Origin of the sequence: Edaphobacter flagellatus, from assembly GCF_025264665.1 — a bacterium.
GTDB lineage: Bacteria > Acidobacteriota > Terriglobia > Terriglobales > Acidobacteriaceae > Edaphobacter > Edaphobacter flagellatus.
Window position 1 is genome coordinate 2,283,239 of record NZ_CP073697.1, and the last position, 13,791, is coordinate 2,297,029.

Sequence of the window (13,791 nt, forward strand, 5' to 3'; positions counted from 1 at the left end):
CATCTCCTTACTCCCACCAAACGCTACAATAGTCGAGGTACGTTGGAAGGACCCTGAAGCATGAGCTGGTTCAAACGCGAAGACAACGAGATCGTCAATGACGACCAACGGACGGTCCGCACCGAAGGACTCTGGGTTCGCTGCCCCAGCTGCAGCCAGATCATCTTCAAGGCCGATCTCGAAGCCAACCAGCAGGTCTGCCCCAAGTGCGGCCATCACTTCCGCATCGGCGCACGCGAGCGGCTGGAGAACCTGCTCGAGCCCGGCTACCAGTTAGTCGACCTCGACCTCCGCTCCACCGACCCACTCGAGTTCACCGACCTGAAGCCCTACAAAAAGCGCCTGGTCGAAGCCCAGAACAAAACCGGCCTCAACGACGCCATCGTCAACGCCATCGGCTTCATCCACGCACAACCGGTCGTCGTCTCCGCCATGGAATACAGCTTCATCGGCGGCTCGATGGGCTCCGTCGTAGGCGAAACCATCGCCCGCGCCGTCGACCGCTCGCTCGAAACTGGCCACCCGCTCATCATCATCTCGGCCTCAGGCGGAGCGCGCATGATGGAAGGCATCGCCTCGCTGATGCAGCTCGCCAAGGTCTCGGCCGGACTGGCCAGGCTCGATGAGGCAGGCATCCCCTACATCTCCGTCATGACCGACCCCACCACCGGAGGCGTCACCGCCAGCTTCGCTATGCTCGGCGACCTCAACATCGCCGAACCCGGCGCGCTGATCGGCTTCGCCGGCCCCCGCGTCATCGAGCAGACCATCCGCCAGAAGCTCCCCGAAGGCTTCCAGCGCTCCGAGTTCCTGCTCGAACACGGCTTCCTCGACGCCATCGTCCCGCGCAAGGAGATGAAAGAGTATCTCCACCAGGCCCTAAGCTGGATGACCGGCCTGAAGGAGCAGCAGGAGCAACAGTCCGCATAGCTCCGATCTGACGGATCATTCGCTCCTGAGTGCGACCATCGGCTCCACGCTGGCAGCCCGGCGTGCGGGAATCAACGATGCCAGCAGCGCCGCCAAGGTAAGCAGCAGAACGGCCGAGGCGATCATCACCGGATCCCACGGCTTTACCCCGAAGAGCTGGTCCTTCATGAGCTTGCCCGCCCCAATCGCAGCCGGGATGCCAAGCGCCAACCCGATCCCGATCTGCGTGAACGCGTTGCCCAGGATCATGCGCACAACATGGCCGCGATCCGCTCCCAGAGCCATGCGCACGCCGATCTCGCTGGTCCGCTGCTCTACCGTGTACGCCATCACGCCATAGAGCCCGACCGCCGCCAAAATTAACCCGAGACCGCCGAAGAGCATGGTGAGGGTGGCAATCATGTTCTCCTGCTGGAAGTCCCTGCTCAGTACATCTTTGTAGGAATCGACACCATAAAGCACAAGATCGGGGTCGACGCTGATCAGCGCCTTGCGTACGCGCTCCTCCATTCCCGGAGGATCTCCCGGAGCCCAGATCACAATGTTGTAGAGATAGTGCGACCAGGTCTCGCCGCTCTTGAACGCCGGGTCATCATACTCGACCGTCTGTGCCTCCGGAACCCAGAACATCGGACGCACCGGTTTCTTGTAGTCGTAGGTCATGTAGCGCATGTCTCGGACGACCCCGACGATCTCGAAAGTGCCCGCGTATTTAATTCTGTCGATGCCGAAGTGCTGGCCCACAGGATTCTCTTTCTTGAAAAACCGCTTGGCAAAAGCTTCATTGACCACTGCGACCTTGCGTGTCGTCGCCGTATCTTCCTCGGCGATGGACCGTCCCAGCACCATCGGTGCGCCCAGCGTCTCAAAGAATCCAGGCATCACCCGAGCCCAGCCCGCACCGGTATCTTCCTTGGCTCCTGGCTCCGGCTGGCCCTGGACGCGTATGCCGTCGTTCCAGCTATCGCCGCTCATCGGGGCATAGAGCGCCGGGGCGACCATGCGCACACCGGGAATCTGCTTCAGGCGATCGTCGATCCTGCGGAATAAAGGCTCCAATTGTTCCGGCTTATAGTTGCCCAGCATCGGGTTGATCTGTGCAATGTAGCGGCCTTCGGTCTCAAACCCGAAGTTCTGGTGCTCGAGGTTTCGAAGACTCCGGGCCATCAGCGCCGCCGTTGAAAGCAGGATGACGGACATCGCTGCCTGTCCGATGATCAATGATTTCTGCGCCCATGAGCGTCCTCCGCCTACCGAGCGATTCGCACCGCGAAGAGCTTCTACCGGATTCGCGTGCGAGGTCATCCATGCCGGTGCAACCCCGAACAGAATTCCAGTCAGCACCGAAATCGCCAGCGTAAACAGCAGCACCGGTATCGATGGCGCCGCACTGACGGGCACATAATTATTCGGATTACCTTCATTAAAGGCCAGAAAGAGAATCAATTTGGTTCCACCATACGCAACCACAATGCCGGCAATTCCACCGATGATTGCGAGTACGACCGACTCGACAAGAGCCTTCCGTACAAGACGCCGCCGCGACGCACCAAGCGCCATACGGATGGATGTCTGCGCACGGTCCTTCAATCCGCGCGCCAGCATTAGGTTCGCCAAATTGCCACATGCAACCAGCAACACACAGCCCGCCGCAATCAGCAACAGCTTCAGGCCGTCTTGATACTGATTTCGCATGTCGGTCACCCCCGCACCTCCGGAGATCAGGTGCAGCGTCTGCTGCTGCCAGAGCTGTTTCTCGCCCGGATCCATATCCGCAACATGACTCGCCAGCCAGTCGTGGAACTCGACCTTCAGCTTCGCTTCAAGAGACTTCGGATCGACGCCAGGACGTACTCTTCCGATCAGGTCCAGAAAATTGCCGTTCGGCCGCTTCAACCGCGAGGTTGCACCGTCGATCAGCAACTCTGTCGTCAACGGCAGCCAGAAGTCCGGCATGTCTCCCCCGGACAGCTTCGCTCCATAAAATCCAGGCGGCGCTACGCCGATGACAGTAAAGGGATGACCATTGATCTGGTACACCGCGCCAACGACCGAGCGGTCGGAGCCATACTTCTCCTGCCAGACATGAAAGCTCATCACCGCTACCGGCGGCGCAGACTCCTGATCGTCCGCATCCATCATCAGCCGGCCAATCCACGGCTGCACACCAAATGTTCGAAAGAAATTTCCCGATACATACTCGCCATTGCGGGTATCCGCCTGCCCCTGCGATCCTGCCCTGCGCACACCAAGCGGCGCATTCCCCGCCTGTAACGCCGCCAGGTCGCTGAACTCCGGAGTATGCTCCCGAAAGTTCTTATACATCTCCCAGGAAAACAGGGAAAAATTGCCATCGTCCCCCTGCGTATATCCGCCCCAGTTGCAGCACCGGACCTCGTCTCCAATCCGCCACAGCTCCTCGGGCTTCGCAACCGGCAGAGACTTCAGCATGACCTGATGCACGAGTGTGAAGATCGCCGTCGTTGCCCCGATTCCCAGCGCCAGGGTAATGATTGCCGTTGTCGCAAACGCCGGTGCCTTCCTCAACTGTCGAAATGCGTCACGTAGGTCTGCCAGCATGCCTTCCCTCCAAAGCAGATATGAAGCGCAACTGTTCCCGTTTTGCTGTCTATACGAAAAGGACGGCATCCGAGTTCCATGAAGAGTTCGGTACGCGACAGACAAACACACCTGCCCGAACCGCTGATTTGCACAGCAGCCAGGGCAGGTGTTTCTTTCCTTTTTCGCGATTGGCTTCTATTCCGACGCGCTTACATTCACCACGTGGATCGGCAGGTCCCAGTGGTTCGCCGTCAGCTCCCATCGCCGGTTCTCGTCCCGTTTGAACGCCGCCTGGTCGGGAAAGAGCTGTCTGGCCACCTCCGCCTCCGACTGCCCGGCGGGTGCCTCCTGCGAGGCACGCACGATGATGATGCGGTAGTCCCAGCGCGCATCTTCGCTGGTGTGCAGGCTGGGCGCGTAGACGGTGTACTCCTTCACATACCCAAGCTGCTTCTGCCGCTCGAGGATCGCAAGCTGATACTTCTTGAAGATCTGCCACCACTCATCGTGCGCGCCGTACTTCACGCGATACACCCACTCCACCGTCACCGGCCTGGCTGCCACAACCGTCTGCGCCGCCGCGTCACGACTCACGGCAAACGGAGCCAGCAGCACTGCTCCAAGCACAACACCATATACCTTGTTCAGAATCTTCATCGCACACACTCTCTTTCATCGGCAAGGACATCGCCGCCTGCAAGCTGCAGGCTCGCAGCGCGCCTGTATCTGCCTCAGGCAGACAGGACGCGCACATCATGAGAGATAGCTGGAGAGAAAATTGCTCGAATGACTTTAATTCGCAACGCACAACGCTCGCCAGCTACACAACGCTGGAGCGACAACAACGACGGCGAACGAAGTACATCGGCATAGGTTGAAATCTATCCAACTCCTTTGCTGGCGTCAACCACGCATCGTCTCCCGAACACCGGCAAGGCATGGCAAGGCATATCATGAGGACCCTGAGACTCTCTATGCGAAAAACCATCCTTCTCGCGTCCCTGCTATTCGCTGCAATCGCGTTCAGCCCCAACAGCCCGGCTCAGACCGCAACCGCAGACTGGCAGGCAAAGCTCAAACAACAGCTTCCGCTGTTCGGCCACCGCAACTGGATCCTGATCGTCGACTCCGCCTATCCCCTCCAGGTATCGCCCGGGGTCGAGACGATCGAGACAGGCGCCGATCAACTTGCCGTCACCCACGCGGTACTCGCCGCGCTCGATCATTCCATCCACGTCACACCCATCATCTATCTCGATGCCGAGCTTCCCTTCGTCCCTGCCCAGCAGTTCGCAGGATTGAATGCGTATCGCGAAAACCTGAAGCAGACGCTCCAGGGACGCACCGTCCAATCGCTGCCTCACGAACAGATGCTCGGCAAGATCGGCGAGGCAGGCAAGGATTTCAAAATCCTCGTCCTCAAGACAACAATGGCCATGCCCTACACTTCGGTCTTTCTTCAGCTCGACTGCAAATACTGGAGCCCTGAAGACGAACAGAAGCTCCGTCAGTCCATGAAGTCTTCTTCTCCAAAATAAAAATAACAGCTTGTCCAAACAGCCCAGTTCCGGACGTCATCCCAGTAGCAGGAGATAATCTCCTGACTACCCACAGAGGAGATTCCCATGGACTACTTATTGCTGCTTTACTCAAACGAAGACGGTTGGACCAGCATGACCCCGGAACAACAGCAACAGGGTTACGCCGCCTACATGGCCTACACCGAAGCCCTGAAGAAAGCCGGAGCCTATAAAGCCAGCCAGCGCCTTCGCCCTGTCTCTACCGCCACCACCATCCGCGTCACCGATGGCAAATCGCAGGTGCTCGACGGCCCCTACGTCGAATCGAAGGAGCAGCTCGGCGGCTTCTTCCTGATCGAAGCTCCCGATCTCGACTCCGCACTTGCCTGGGCCGCACGTTGCCCCGGAGCCAGCCACGGCACCATCGAGGTGCGCCCCATCTGGTCGATGGACGCACCACAAACCTCCTAAGGAGAGAGGCTGATGCGCAAACTCTATGCATTCCTTCACCTCTCCGCCGATGGCTACTTCACCGGCCCACACGGAGACCTCAGCTGGACCCGCCACGATCAGGACCCGGAGTACAAGCAGTTTGCCGACGACAATGCACGCCGCGAGAGCGTGCTTGTCTTCGGCCGGATCACCTATCAGATGATGGCCGGCTTCTGGCCTTCGCCGATGGCGCTCGAGCGCGAGCCTGTAATGGCCGCGCGCATGAACGCCGCCGCGAAGCTCGTCTTCTCCCGCTCGCTCCCTGAAGCCTCGTGGAGTAACACCACGCTGGTCAAGGACAACATCGTCGACGAGATGCGCCGGCTGAAGCAGCAGCCCGGCCCCGATCTCACCATCCTCGGCTCCGGCTCGCTGGTTCGCCAGTTTGCCGAGGCCGGCGTGCTCGATGAGTTCCAGCTCCTCATCACACCGGTCGTCATCGGCGGAGGCCGAACTCTCTTCGAAGGCGTCACCCGAAGACTCGATCTCGATCATGTCTCGACACGCACCTTTCAGAACGGCAAGGTTCTGCTCATCTATAAACCAACCGAACCGAAGTGACCGCAATACGAGATCCACGATGGAAGCAATGTTCCAGGAACAGGCACAACACGCGGAGCAGGCACACCTCACAGCCGATGCGGTCGCGCGGCGAAGCTACGGCAAGCTCGTAGCCTTCCTCGCCGCGCGCACGCACAACGTCGCCTCGGCAGAAGACGCGCTCTCCGATGCCTTCGCCGCCGCACTCGCCGACTGGCCACGCAACGGCTGCCCGCAGAATCCCGAGGCGTGGCTGCTGACAGCCGCACGGCGCAAACTCATCGATGCCTCGCGCCGCCGCAACACCAGCGACGCCGCCGTGCCACAGCTCCAGCTGCTCGCCGAAGAGATGGAGTCCGCCTCAACCGAACCGTCTCTGCCCGACCGCCGCCTCGGGTTGATGTTCGCCTGCGCACATCCCGCCATCGACGTCGAAGTGCGCGCGCCGCTGATGCTGCAGGTCGTCGTCGGACTCGATGCCAAAACCATCGCCTCGGCCTTCCTCATGTCTCCCGCCGCGATGAGCAAGCGTCTCGTCCGCGCCAAGACAAAGATCCAGCAGGCCGGCATTCCCTTCCACATCCCCGAGCGCGATGAGCTGGCCTCAAGACTCGACGCCGTGCTCGACTCCATCTACGCCGCCTTCGCCGAAGGATGGACCGACCCCGGCGGCACCGACCTCGCGCGGCGCAATCTCACCGAAGAGGCCTTCTTCCTTGCACGTCTTCTCGTCGAGCTTCTGCCCAACGAACCGGAACCGCTCGGCCTGCTCGCGCTCATGCTCTATGCTGATGCACGACGCAACGCACGACGCAGCAAAAGCGGCGACTACATTCCTCTCGCCCAACAAGACACCACGTTATGGAACGATTGCATGATCGACGAAGCAGAGACGCTGCTGCGACACGTCAGCGCATTCGAAACCATCGGACGCTACCAGATCGAAGCCGCCATCCAGTCCGCACATATCATGCGTCACCGCAGCGGTCACGACAACTGGCCGACCGTCGTGGAACTATACAACGCGCTCGCTACCGTCTCATGTTCTCCCGTCGTCGCCATCAACCGTGCACTCGCCATCGCTGAGGCCGAAGGCCCGCGTGCAGGGCTCGACGCCATGCCACGGCTCGCAGACGATGCACGACTCAACCAGTACCAGCCCTTCTGGGCAGCGCGTGCCGAGCTGCTCTCGCGCATCGGTGCCAGCAACAAAGCGCGCGAAGCCTACGACATCGCCATCGGCCTCGAACGCGATCCCGCGGTCCGCAGCTTCCTGCAACAACGTCTCGCCGCATTAACCGTCCCGCGTACGTCCGTGAACTAAAACGCCAAACAACGGTGAACTAGAATGGATGAACGATGGAAGAAGCGCGACCCTCACGCACCGCTCTCCGCGTCGCCATGCGTCGCGCCGCGCACCAGCTTTACGATGCACAACCGCTCATCTTCAATGATCCCCTCGCCGTCTCCATCCTCGGCAAAGAGTATCTTCCCGAAATCGAGCGCACGCAGTTCAAGCTGAACAAGCCCTTCTCCGTCGCACTGCGCGCCTTTCTCGTCACGCGCAGCCGCCATGCCGAAGACCTGCTCGCGCACGCTGTAGCGCAGGGCATTACGCAGTACGTGCTGCTCGGCGCTGGACTCGACACCTTCGCCTATCGCAATCCATATCCACACCTGCAGGTCTTCGAAGTGGACCACCCTGCCACGCAGCAGTGGAAGCGCGAACTGCTTGCAACCAACAACATTGCTACACGGGCAAACCTCACCTGGGCACCCGTCGACTTCGAACATCAGCAGCTCGCCGCTCAACTCGCCGCCGCAGGACACGATGCCACCAAACCCACCTTCTTCGCATGGCTCGGCGTCGTACCCTATCTCACCGAGCCTGCCTTCCGCTCCACGCTCTCGCTCATCGCATCGTCGCCCGCAGGCAGCGGCCTCGTCATGGACTACGGCCAGCCACGCTCCGCGCTCCCTTTCCTCGAACAGCTCGCGCACGATTCCTTAGCATCAAGAGTGCAGCTTGCCGGTGAGCCCTTCCAGCTCTTCTTCACACCGCAGCAGATGGCCGCCGAGCTCTCCGCATTCCACACCATCGAAGACCTCGGCACGCCCGAGCTCAACGCACGCTACTGCGACCATCGCATCGACAACCTGAAGCTCCTCGGTGCAGCCGCGCGCATCGTCAGCGCCTGGACATAACGTCTTCAGAAATTCATTCAACTTTCTTGCGCACTTCAAAACGCCGCCGGTAGCATGTCTCTGTCACGCGGGCTCACCATCCTGATCCAGCCGAGAGTGCACGTCATGAACGTTCCCGTCGCAGACCTCCGATACGCCAAAGACATCGCCATTCCCATCATCGACGTTGTATACACACGCTACGGTGGAGGCTCAGCCTCGGTTCCCGGCATCATCCCTCTGGGCGACATCCACGCCGACACCGGCGCGATGCACGCACTCGCCGAAACCACAGACCTGCGGACCCGCGTCCTGTTGAAGGCCGCCTTCGCTGACGGAACTTTATTCGGAACCATCGACAAAGATGAGGCCACGCGCACAGGCTTCATCGCCTTCCGGGGAACCAAAAGCTTTACCGAATGGATCGACGATGTTCTCTTCGAACCCGTCACCTTCTCCGAAGTCGGCGCACAGGCACCGCGCGTTCACGCCGGCTTCCACAAGGTCTACCTGCTCGCCCGCCAAAGCCTCATGGATCAGCTGCATCTCCTCAGCGGCATCGATCGCCTCATCGTCACCGGCCACAGCCTCGGCGCTGCCGTCGCCAGCCTCTGCGCACTCGATCTCGCCGTGCACGGAGGCTTCCATAATCTGTGCTGCTGGACCTTCGCCAGCCCGCGCACCTACTTCCTCAGCGCGTCGGCCTTCAATCAAAAAATCACGCAGAGCCTGCGCGTCGCCAACCCCGTCGACATCGTCACGCACGTCCCTTCCATCGTGCAGGGATACGTCCACGTCACCGGCGGCTTCGACATCGACCCCAAGATCGAAGACTTCCACAGCCTCGACCTCACCTACGCACCCGGCATCGCGAAGAAAATCGGCTCCATGACCGCGCACGCCATCTCACTGACCGGCAGCGAAGACGAAGAGCTGCGCTCCATGTTTCAGATGGCCACACCCAGCTAGCATTCATCGGCTGGGTGTAGCATCGTTGCGTGAATCTTCCCGTTCCGCCGCCTCTTCTTCCCATGCTCGCCAAACGCGTCGACGCTGTGCCCGAAGACGACGCATGGATCTTCGAGCCCAAGTGGGACGGCTTCCGCGCACTCATCTTCCGCGACCACGACGAGCTGTTCATCCAGAGCCGCGACCAGAAGCCGCTCAACCGCTACTTCCCCGAGCTCACCGAGCCTCTGCTCTCACAACTCCCCACACGCTGCGTACTCGACGGCGAGATCGTCATCGCACAGTCGCGCGGACTCGACGACGCACGCAGCCAACTCGATTTCGAAGCACTCCAGCTGCGCCTGCATCCCGCTGCATCGCGCGCCAAACTTCTCTCGCAACAAATCCCCGCATCCGTCATCTTCTTCGACCTGCTCGCGCTCGACGAGCGCGACCTGCGCACCGAGCCTTTCGAGCTGCGCCGCAAAGAACTCGAAGCCGTACTCGCATCCGCAACGCCTCCCCTCCACATCACGCCCGCCACACGCGACCACACCACCGCGCGCGACTGGTTCAAACGATTCGAAGGCGCAGGCCTCGACGGCGTCATGGCCAAGCCCATCACCGGCATCTACGAACCCAACAAACGAACGATGCTCAAGATCAAGCACGAACGCGACTGCGACTGCGTCGTCGCCGGCTTCCGCTGGCACAAGGACGCAGAGAACGAGGCCATCGGCTCGCTGCTGCTCGGCCTCTACGACGCCTCCGGCGCACTGCAGCACATCGGCGTCGCCGCCAGCTTCACCAAAGCAAAGCGCCGCGAGCTCGTAGAGTTCCTCGAACCTTACCGCGCCAATGCGCTCGACAATCATCCGTGGAAGTCGTGGGCCGAATGGATGGCCGACAACGCAGACCAGACCCAGCGCAAGCCCGGCATGCAATCGCGCTGGAGCCAGGGCAAAGATCTCTCCTGGCAACCTCTGCGCCCCGAGCTCGTCGCCGAAGTCGCCTACGAACACATGCAGGGCACACGCTTCCGCCACATGGCCCAGTTCCGTCGCTGGCGCACCGACAAACCGCCGCACGAATGCACCTACGCGCAACTCGAAGTCGTCGCACCGCACGAGCTGGCCGACATCTTCCGCACAGGCCGCTAATTTTCTTTGGAGGAGGAGCCATGATCTCAGGAACTCACATCATCCTCTACAGCAAAGACGCCGAGGCAGACCGCACCTTCCTCCGCGATACCCTCGGCTTTAACCACGTGGACGCAGGCCACGGCTGGCTGATCTTTGCACTGCCGCCGGCAGAGATTGCAGTTCACCCAGCCAGCGAAAACGGAGCCCATGAGCTTTACTTCATGTGCGACGATCTGCAGGCCGAAATCACTTCGCTCAACGATAAAGGCGTCCAGTGCTCCCCGGTTCAGGAACAGCGCTGGGGCTCACTCACAAAGATCCAGCTTCCCGGAGGAGGCGAGGTCGGCCTCTATCAACCGAACCATCCCACCGCACTCGCATTGCGATGAGCCTCACAGCAGACGTGCGGATCTTATTCTTTCTTCTTCCGTGAACGCCTCGGCCACTCCGGCGCATCGCCACCCGCAGCACGCCACTCTCTCCACTTGCGCGTCGGATCGTCATCCGGATCAGGCGTCTCCTGCGTGGGCCTGATCGCCTCCGGCACATGCCGCAGATTCACGCGAATGCGCGTCCACGTCGACGAGCTGCCGCGCATCGAATCCACCAGCACATCGTCCACAGCAAGCAGAGCAGCCGCTTCCGGATACTTCGCCTTCCAACGCTCCAGCCCTGCCAGCGCCTCATCCTTCTTCGTCGAGTTCGCAATCACAAGAAGCGGCATCTTCGACTGACGCCGCTTCGGCGCATCGCTCTGCGCATCTCCATCCGCAGCACTCTTTTTCTTCGCACGCGAAGGAGCAACACGCGGAGCCTCGCCCTCCATCTTGCGAAAGTGTGGCGGCCACGGAGCATCGCCCAACCCTGCGGCCTCATCGCGTGCCGCCAACTCCAGCAGCGCCTCCAGCGATCCTGCATGCTCATCCATCGCGGCATGCGGATCACCCTTCGCCGCAAACCGCTTCGGTACCGTGAAGATCGTGAACTCTGCCGGATCGCACTGCATCACCTCATCCCACTCCAGCGGAGTCGACACGCGCGCATCCGGCAGCGGACGCACCGAGTACGCCGAGCACGTCGTCCTGTCCTTCGCATTCTGGTTGTAATCCAGAAAGACACCGTGCCGCTCCTCCTTCCACCACTTCGAACTCGCCAGCTGCGGTACGCGCCTCTCCACCGCACGCGACAACGCAATCGCCGCACGGCGCACCTCCGTAAACGTCCATCGCGGCTCGATACGCACATTCACATGCATCCCGCGTGAGCCGCTCGTCTTCGGCCAGCCGCGCAGACCCACTTCCTCCAGCTGTGCCTTCACCTCCATCGCCACGCGACGCACATCGTCCCAGCCCACGCCGGGAATCGGATCGAGATCGACACGCAACTCATCCGGATGATCCAGATCGCCCGTGCGCACCGGATGCGGATGCAGCTCCATGCATCCCAGGTTGACGATCCACGCCAGCCCCGCCGCATCGTCGACAACGATCTCTTCCGCGGTGCGTCCCGATGGAAACGACAGCGTCACCGAACGCATCCACGCGGGCCGGTCGCTTGGCGCACGCTTCTGATAGAACGGCTCCGCCTCCGCACCATTCACAAATCGCTTCAGCACCACAGGCCTGTCGCGAATTCCCTGCAACGCGCCCGGAGCAACACTGAGGTAATAACGCACCAGATCAAGCTTCGTCACCCGCACCTGTTGCGAAAAATACAGCTTGCCCGGATGCGTCACGCGCACCTCGCGCCCGTCGATGGAAAGAATCTCCGCTGCTTCGTCTGCGCTCACGCAAACAGCCTATACCGGCCTTGAGCCCCCAGGATAGTTCGAGGCGATGCGCATCGATGACGAAAGATTTAATTCACCGCACAGGGAACCTTTTGATGATCCCCGGGGTCTAAACCCATGCTTCACCGGAAAGGATTCAAGCGCGCATGCGTCATAATCTTCTGCCCTCCCTTGCACTCACTCTTGCAGCCACATCTTTCGCACAACAATCTGCCTCGACCTCACCAACCGCGCTCACCATCTACAACCAGGACTTCGCCGTCGCACGCACCACCGTGCCGCTCGACCTGAAGACAGGCAACAACGAAGTGCTCACCACCAGCGTCACCAGCCAGCTCGAGCCCGACTCCGTCGTCCTGCGCGATCCCTCCAGCCACAACGCCTTCACCATCGCCGAACAGAACTACGACGCAGGCGTCGTCACCCAGCAATGGCTGCTCGAAAAGTACGAAGGCAAGACCATCGACTTTCAGCTTCAACCTGCAACCCGCTACGGCACCGAGTCCGGCCAGCCCCATGAGCTTCCCGCAAAGATCATCCAGGGCCGCATCATCCGCGCAGGCGAAAACCCACTCATCGAAGTCGATGGCCGCATGCAGTTCCAGCTTCCCGGCACGCCGTTGTTCCCCGCCACCACCGACGGCTTACTCCTCAAGCCTACGTTGCGCTGGCAGATCTACGCACCCAAGGCCGCAAACTTCCCCGCCGAACTCGCCTACATCACCCACGGTCTCAGCTGGCAGGCCAACTACAACATCGTCCTTCCCGAAAGCTCCACCACCGCTGCATCCGAGCTCGCCGACGTCCTCGGCTGGGTCACCATCAACAACAACTCCGGCACCGACTTTCCGCAAACCACCATCCAGCTCATGGCCGGTGATGTCGCGAAGGTGCAGCAGTTCAGAGGTCGAGCTTATGGTGCAGGTGTCGCCGGCAACTTGGCCATGGCAGAAGTAGCGGCCCCACCACCCGAAGTCACCCAACAAGCCTTCGACGACTTCCACCTCTACGACCTGCACCGCACCGTCGCCCTGCGCAACAGCGAGACCAAACAGATACAGTTCATCGAAGCCTCCAAAGTCACCGTTGAGCGCACCTACCAATACGAGGGCAATGCCCTCTACCAACCCATCTATCTCGGCTTCCACAACGTCCAGCCGGACTACGGCCTGACCGGCAACAAGCGCGTCACCATCCAGCAGGAGATCAAAAACTCCGACTCCAACCATCTCGGCATGCCCCTGCCCGCCGGACGTCTGCGTCTTTATCGCCGCGACTCCACCGGCCAGATGCAGTTCGTCGGCGAAAACAACATCCAGCACACGCCCGCCGAACAGACCGTCAAAGTCACCAGCGGCAACGCCTTCGATCTCACCGGCTCACGCAAGCAGACCGACTTCCACACCGACACCCGCGCCCACACCATCGACGAAAGCTTCGAGATCACGCTCTCCAACCAGAAGACGCAGCCCGTCACCATCCACGCCATCGAGCACCTGCACCGCGCGCAGAACTGGCAGGTCACCGCCAAATCCGCCGACTACACCAAGCGCGACAGCAACACCATCGACTTCCCCATCACCGTTCCCGCCAAGGGAGAAACGACTTTCACCTACACCGTGCACTACACCTGGTAAACAAAATGCCGTGCAAAAAAAGCGGCGAGAGCATCAAGCTCTCGCCG

General features: G+C 60.8%; 13 protein-coding genes. 10 read left to right on the forward strand and 3 right to left on the reverse strand.

The features are described 5' to 3' along the window. The first annotated feature begins 60 nt into the window (after positions 1-60). The gene (gene accD / locus KFE13_RS09510) at positions 61-930 is read left to right on the forward strand and encodes an acetyl-CoA carboxylase, carboxyltransferase subunit beta (protein WP_260702871.1); all 870 of its coding nucleotides are present in this window, start codon (positions 61-63) and stop codon (positions 928-930) included. A gap of 15 nt (positions 931-945) precedes the next feature. On the opposite strand, the gene KFE13_RS09515 is transcribed toward accD, so the two are convergent. Both KFE13_RS09515 and KFE13_RS09520 read right to left on the reverse strand, forming a co-directional pair. Then, a complete protein-coding gene (locus KFE13_RS09515) occupies positions 946-3,510 on the reverse strand; it encodes an ABC transporter permease (RefSeq protein WP_260702872.1) in 2,565 nt (854 codons plus the stop codon). Between the two features lie 177 nt (positions 3,511-3,687). Next, positions 3,688-4,149, reverse strand: a complete 462-nt coding sequence (locus tag KFE13_RS09520; protein WP_260702873.1) for a hypothetical protein — start codon at positions 4,147-4,149, stop codon at positions 3,688-3,690. Positions 4,150-4,466: 317 nt separating this feature from the next. On the opposite strand from KFE13_RS09520, the gene KFE13_RS09525 reads away from it, so the two are divergent. From KFE13_RS09525 to KFE13_RS09560, 8 genes are all read left to right on the forward strand, one after another. Next, positions 4,467-5,030 carry a hypothetical protein gene (locus tag KFE13_RS09525; protein WP_260702874.1) on the forward strand — a complete coding sequence of 188 codons (564 nt, stop codon included), beginning with the start codon at positions 4,467-4,469 and terminating at the stop codon, positions 5,028-5,030. An 87-nt stretch (positions 5,031-5,117) separates the two neighbouring features. Next, positions 5,118-5,483 carry a YciI family protein gene (locus KFE13_RS09530; protein ID WP_260702875.1) on the forward strand — a complete coding sequence of 122 codons (366 nt, stop codon included), beginning with the start codon at positions 5,118-5,120 and terminating at the stop codon, positions 5,481-5,483. A 12-nt stretch (positions 5,484-5,495) separates the two neighbouring features. Next, positions 5,496-6,065, forward strand: coding sequence for a dihydrofolate reductase family protein (locus KFE13_RS09535; protein WP_260702876.1), 570 nt, complete (start codon positions 5,496-5,498; stop codon positions 6,063-6,065). Positions 6,066-6,084: 19 nt separating this feature from the next. Next, positions 6,085-7,368, forward strand: coding sequence for an RNA polymerase sigma factor (locus KFE13_RS09540; protein WP_260702877.1), 1,284 nt, complete (start codon positions 6,085-6,087; stop codon positions 7,366-7,368). Between the two features lie 35 nt (positions 7,369-7,403). Beyond that, entirely contained in the window at positions 7,404-8,249 is an 846-nt protein-coding gene (locus tag KFE13_RS09545) for a class I SAM-dependent methyltransferase (protein ID WP_260702878.1), read from the forward strand. Positions 8,250-8,303: 54 nt separating this feature from the next. Beyond that, positions 8,304-9,197 carry a lipase family protein gene (locus tag KFE13_RS09550; protein WP_260702879.1) on the forward strand — a complete coding sequence of 298 codons (894 nt, stop codon included), beginning with the start codon at positions 8,304-8,306 and terminating at the stop codon, positions 9,195-9,197. Positions 9,198-9,226: 29 nt separating this feature from the next. Next, positions 9,227-10,336: an ATP-dependent DNA ligase gene (locus KFE13_RS09555; protein ID WP_260702881.1), complete on the forward strand. Its 1,110-nt coding sequence runs from the start codon at positions 9,227-9,229 to the stop codon at positions 10,334-10,336. 20 nt (positions 10,337-10,356) lie between these two features. Continuing rightward, positions 10,357-10,707, forward strand: a complete 351-nt coding sequence (locus KFE13_RS09560; protein WP_260702882.1) for a VOC family protein — start codon at positions 10,357-10,359, stop codon at positions 10,705-10,707. A 23-nt stretch (positions 10,708-10,730) separates the two neighbouring features. Here KFE13_RS09560 and KFE13_RS09565 read toward each other — a convergent pair whose 3' ends face one another. After that, positions 10,731-12,107 (reverse strand): DNA polymerase domain-containing protein, encoded by a 1,377-nt coding sequence (locus KFE13_RS09565; protein ID WP_260702883.1) that lies wholly within the window; start codon positions 12,105-12,107, stop codon positions 10,731-10,733. A 146-nt stretch (positions 12,108-12,253) separates the two neighbouring features. Here KFE13_RS09565 and KFE13_RS09570 point away from each other — a divergent pair, with 146 nt between their 5' ends. Next, entirely contained in the window at positions 12,254-13,744 is a 1,491-nt protein-coding gene (locus KFE13_RS09570) for a DUF4139 domain-containing protein (protein ID WP_260702884.1), read from the forward strand. Positions 13,745-13,791 lie beyond the last annotated feature (47 nt).

Excerpts from the sequence above, each read along its gene's own strand:
- accD (WP_260702871.1), top strand. The coding sequence starts at position 61 with ATGAGCTGGTTCAAACGCGAAGACAACGAGATCGTCAATGACGACCAA.
- KFE13_RS09515 (WP_260702872.1), bottom strand. The coding sequence starts at position 3,510 with ATGCTGGCAGACCTACGTGACGCATTTCGACAGTTGAGGAAGGCACCG.
- KFE13_RS09520 (WP_260702873.1), bottom strand. The coding sequence starts at position 4,149 with ATGAAGATTCTGAACAAGGTATATGGTGTTGTGCTTGGAGCAGTGCTG.
- KFE13_RS09525 (WP_260702874.1), top strand. The coding sequence starts at position 4,467 with ATGCGAAAAACCATCCTTCTCGCGTCCCTGCTATTCGCTGCAATCGCG.
- KFE13_RS09530 (WP_260702875.1), top strand. The coding sequence starts at position 5,118 with ATGGACTACTTATTGCTGCTTTACTCAAACGAAGACGGTTGGACCAGC.
- KFE13_RS09535 (WP_260702876.1), top strand. The coding sequence starts at position 5,496 with ATGCGCAAACTCTATGCATTCCTTCACCTCTCCGCCGATGGCTACTTC.
- KFE13_RS09540 (WP_260702877.1), top strand. The coding sequence starts at position 6,085 with ATGGAAGCAATGTTCCAGGAACAGGCACAACACGCGGAGCAGGCACAC.
- KFE13_RS09545 (WP_260702878.1), top strand. The coding sequence starts at position 7,404 with ATGGAAGAAGCGCGACCCTCACGCACCGCTCTCCGCGTCGCCATGCGT.
- KFE13_RS09550 (WP_260702879.1), top strand. The coding sequence starts at position 8,304 with ATGTCTCTGTCACGCGGGCTCACCATCCTGATCCAGCCGAGAGTGCAC.
- KFE13_RS09560 (WP_260702882.1), top strand. The coding sequence starts at position 10,357 with ATGATCTCAGGAACTCACATCATCCTCTACAGCAAAGACGCCGAGGCA.
- KFE13_RS09570 (WP_260702884.1), top strand. The coding sequence starts at position 12,254 with ATGCGTCATAATCTTCTGCCCTCCCTTGCACTCACTCTTGCAGCCACA.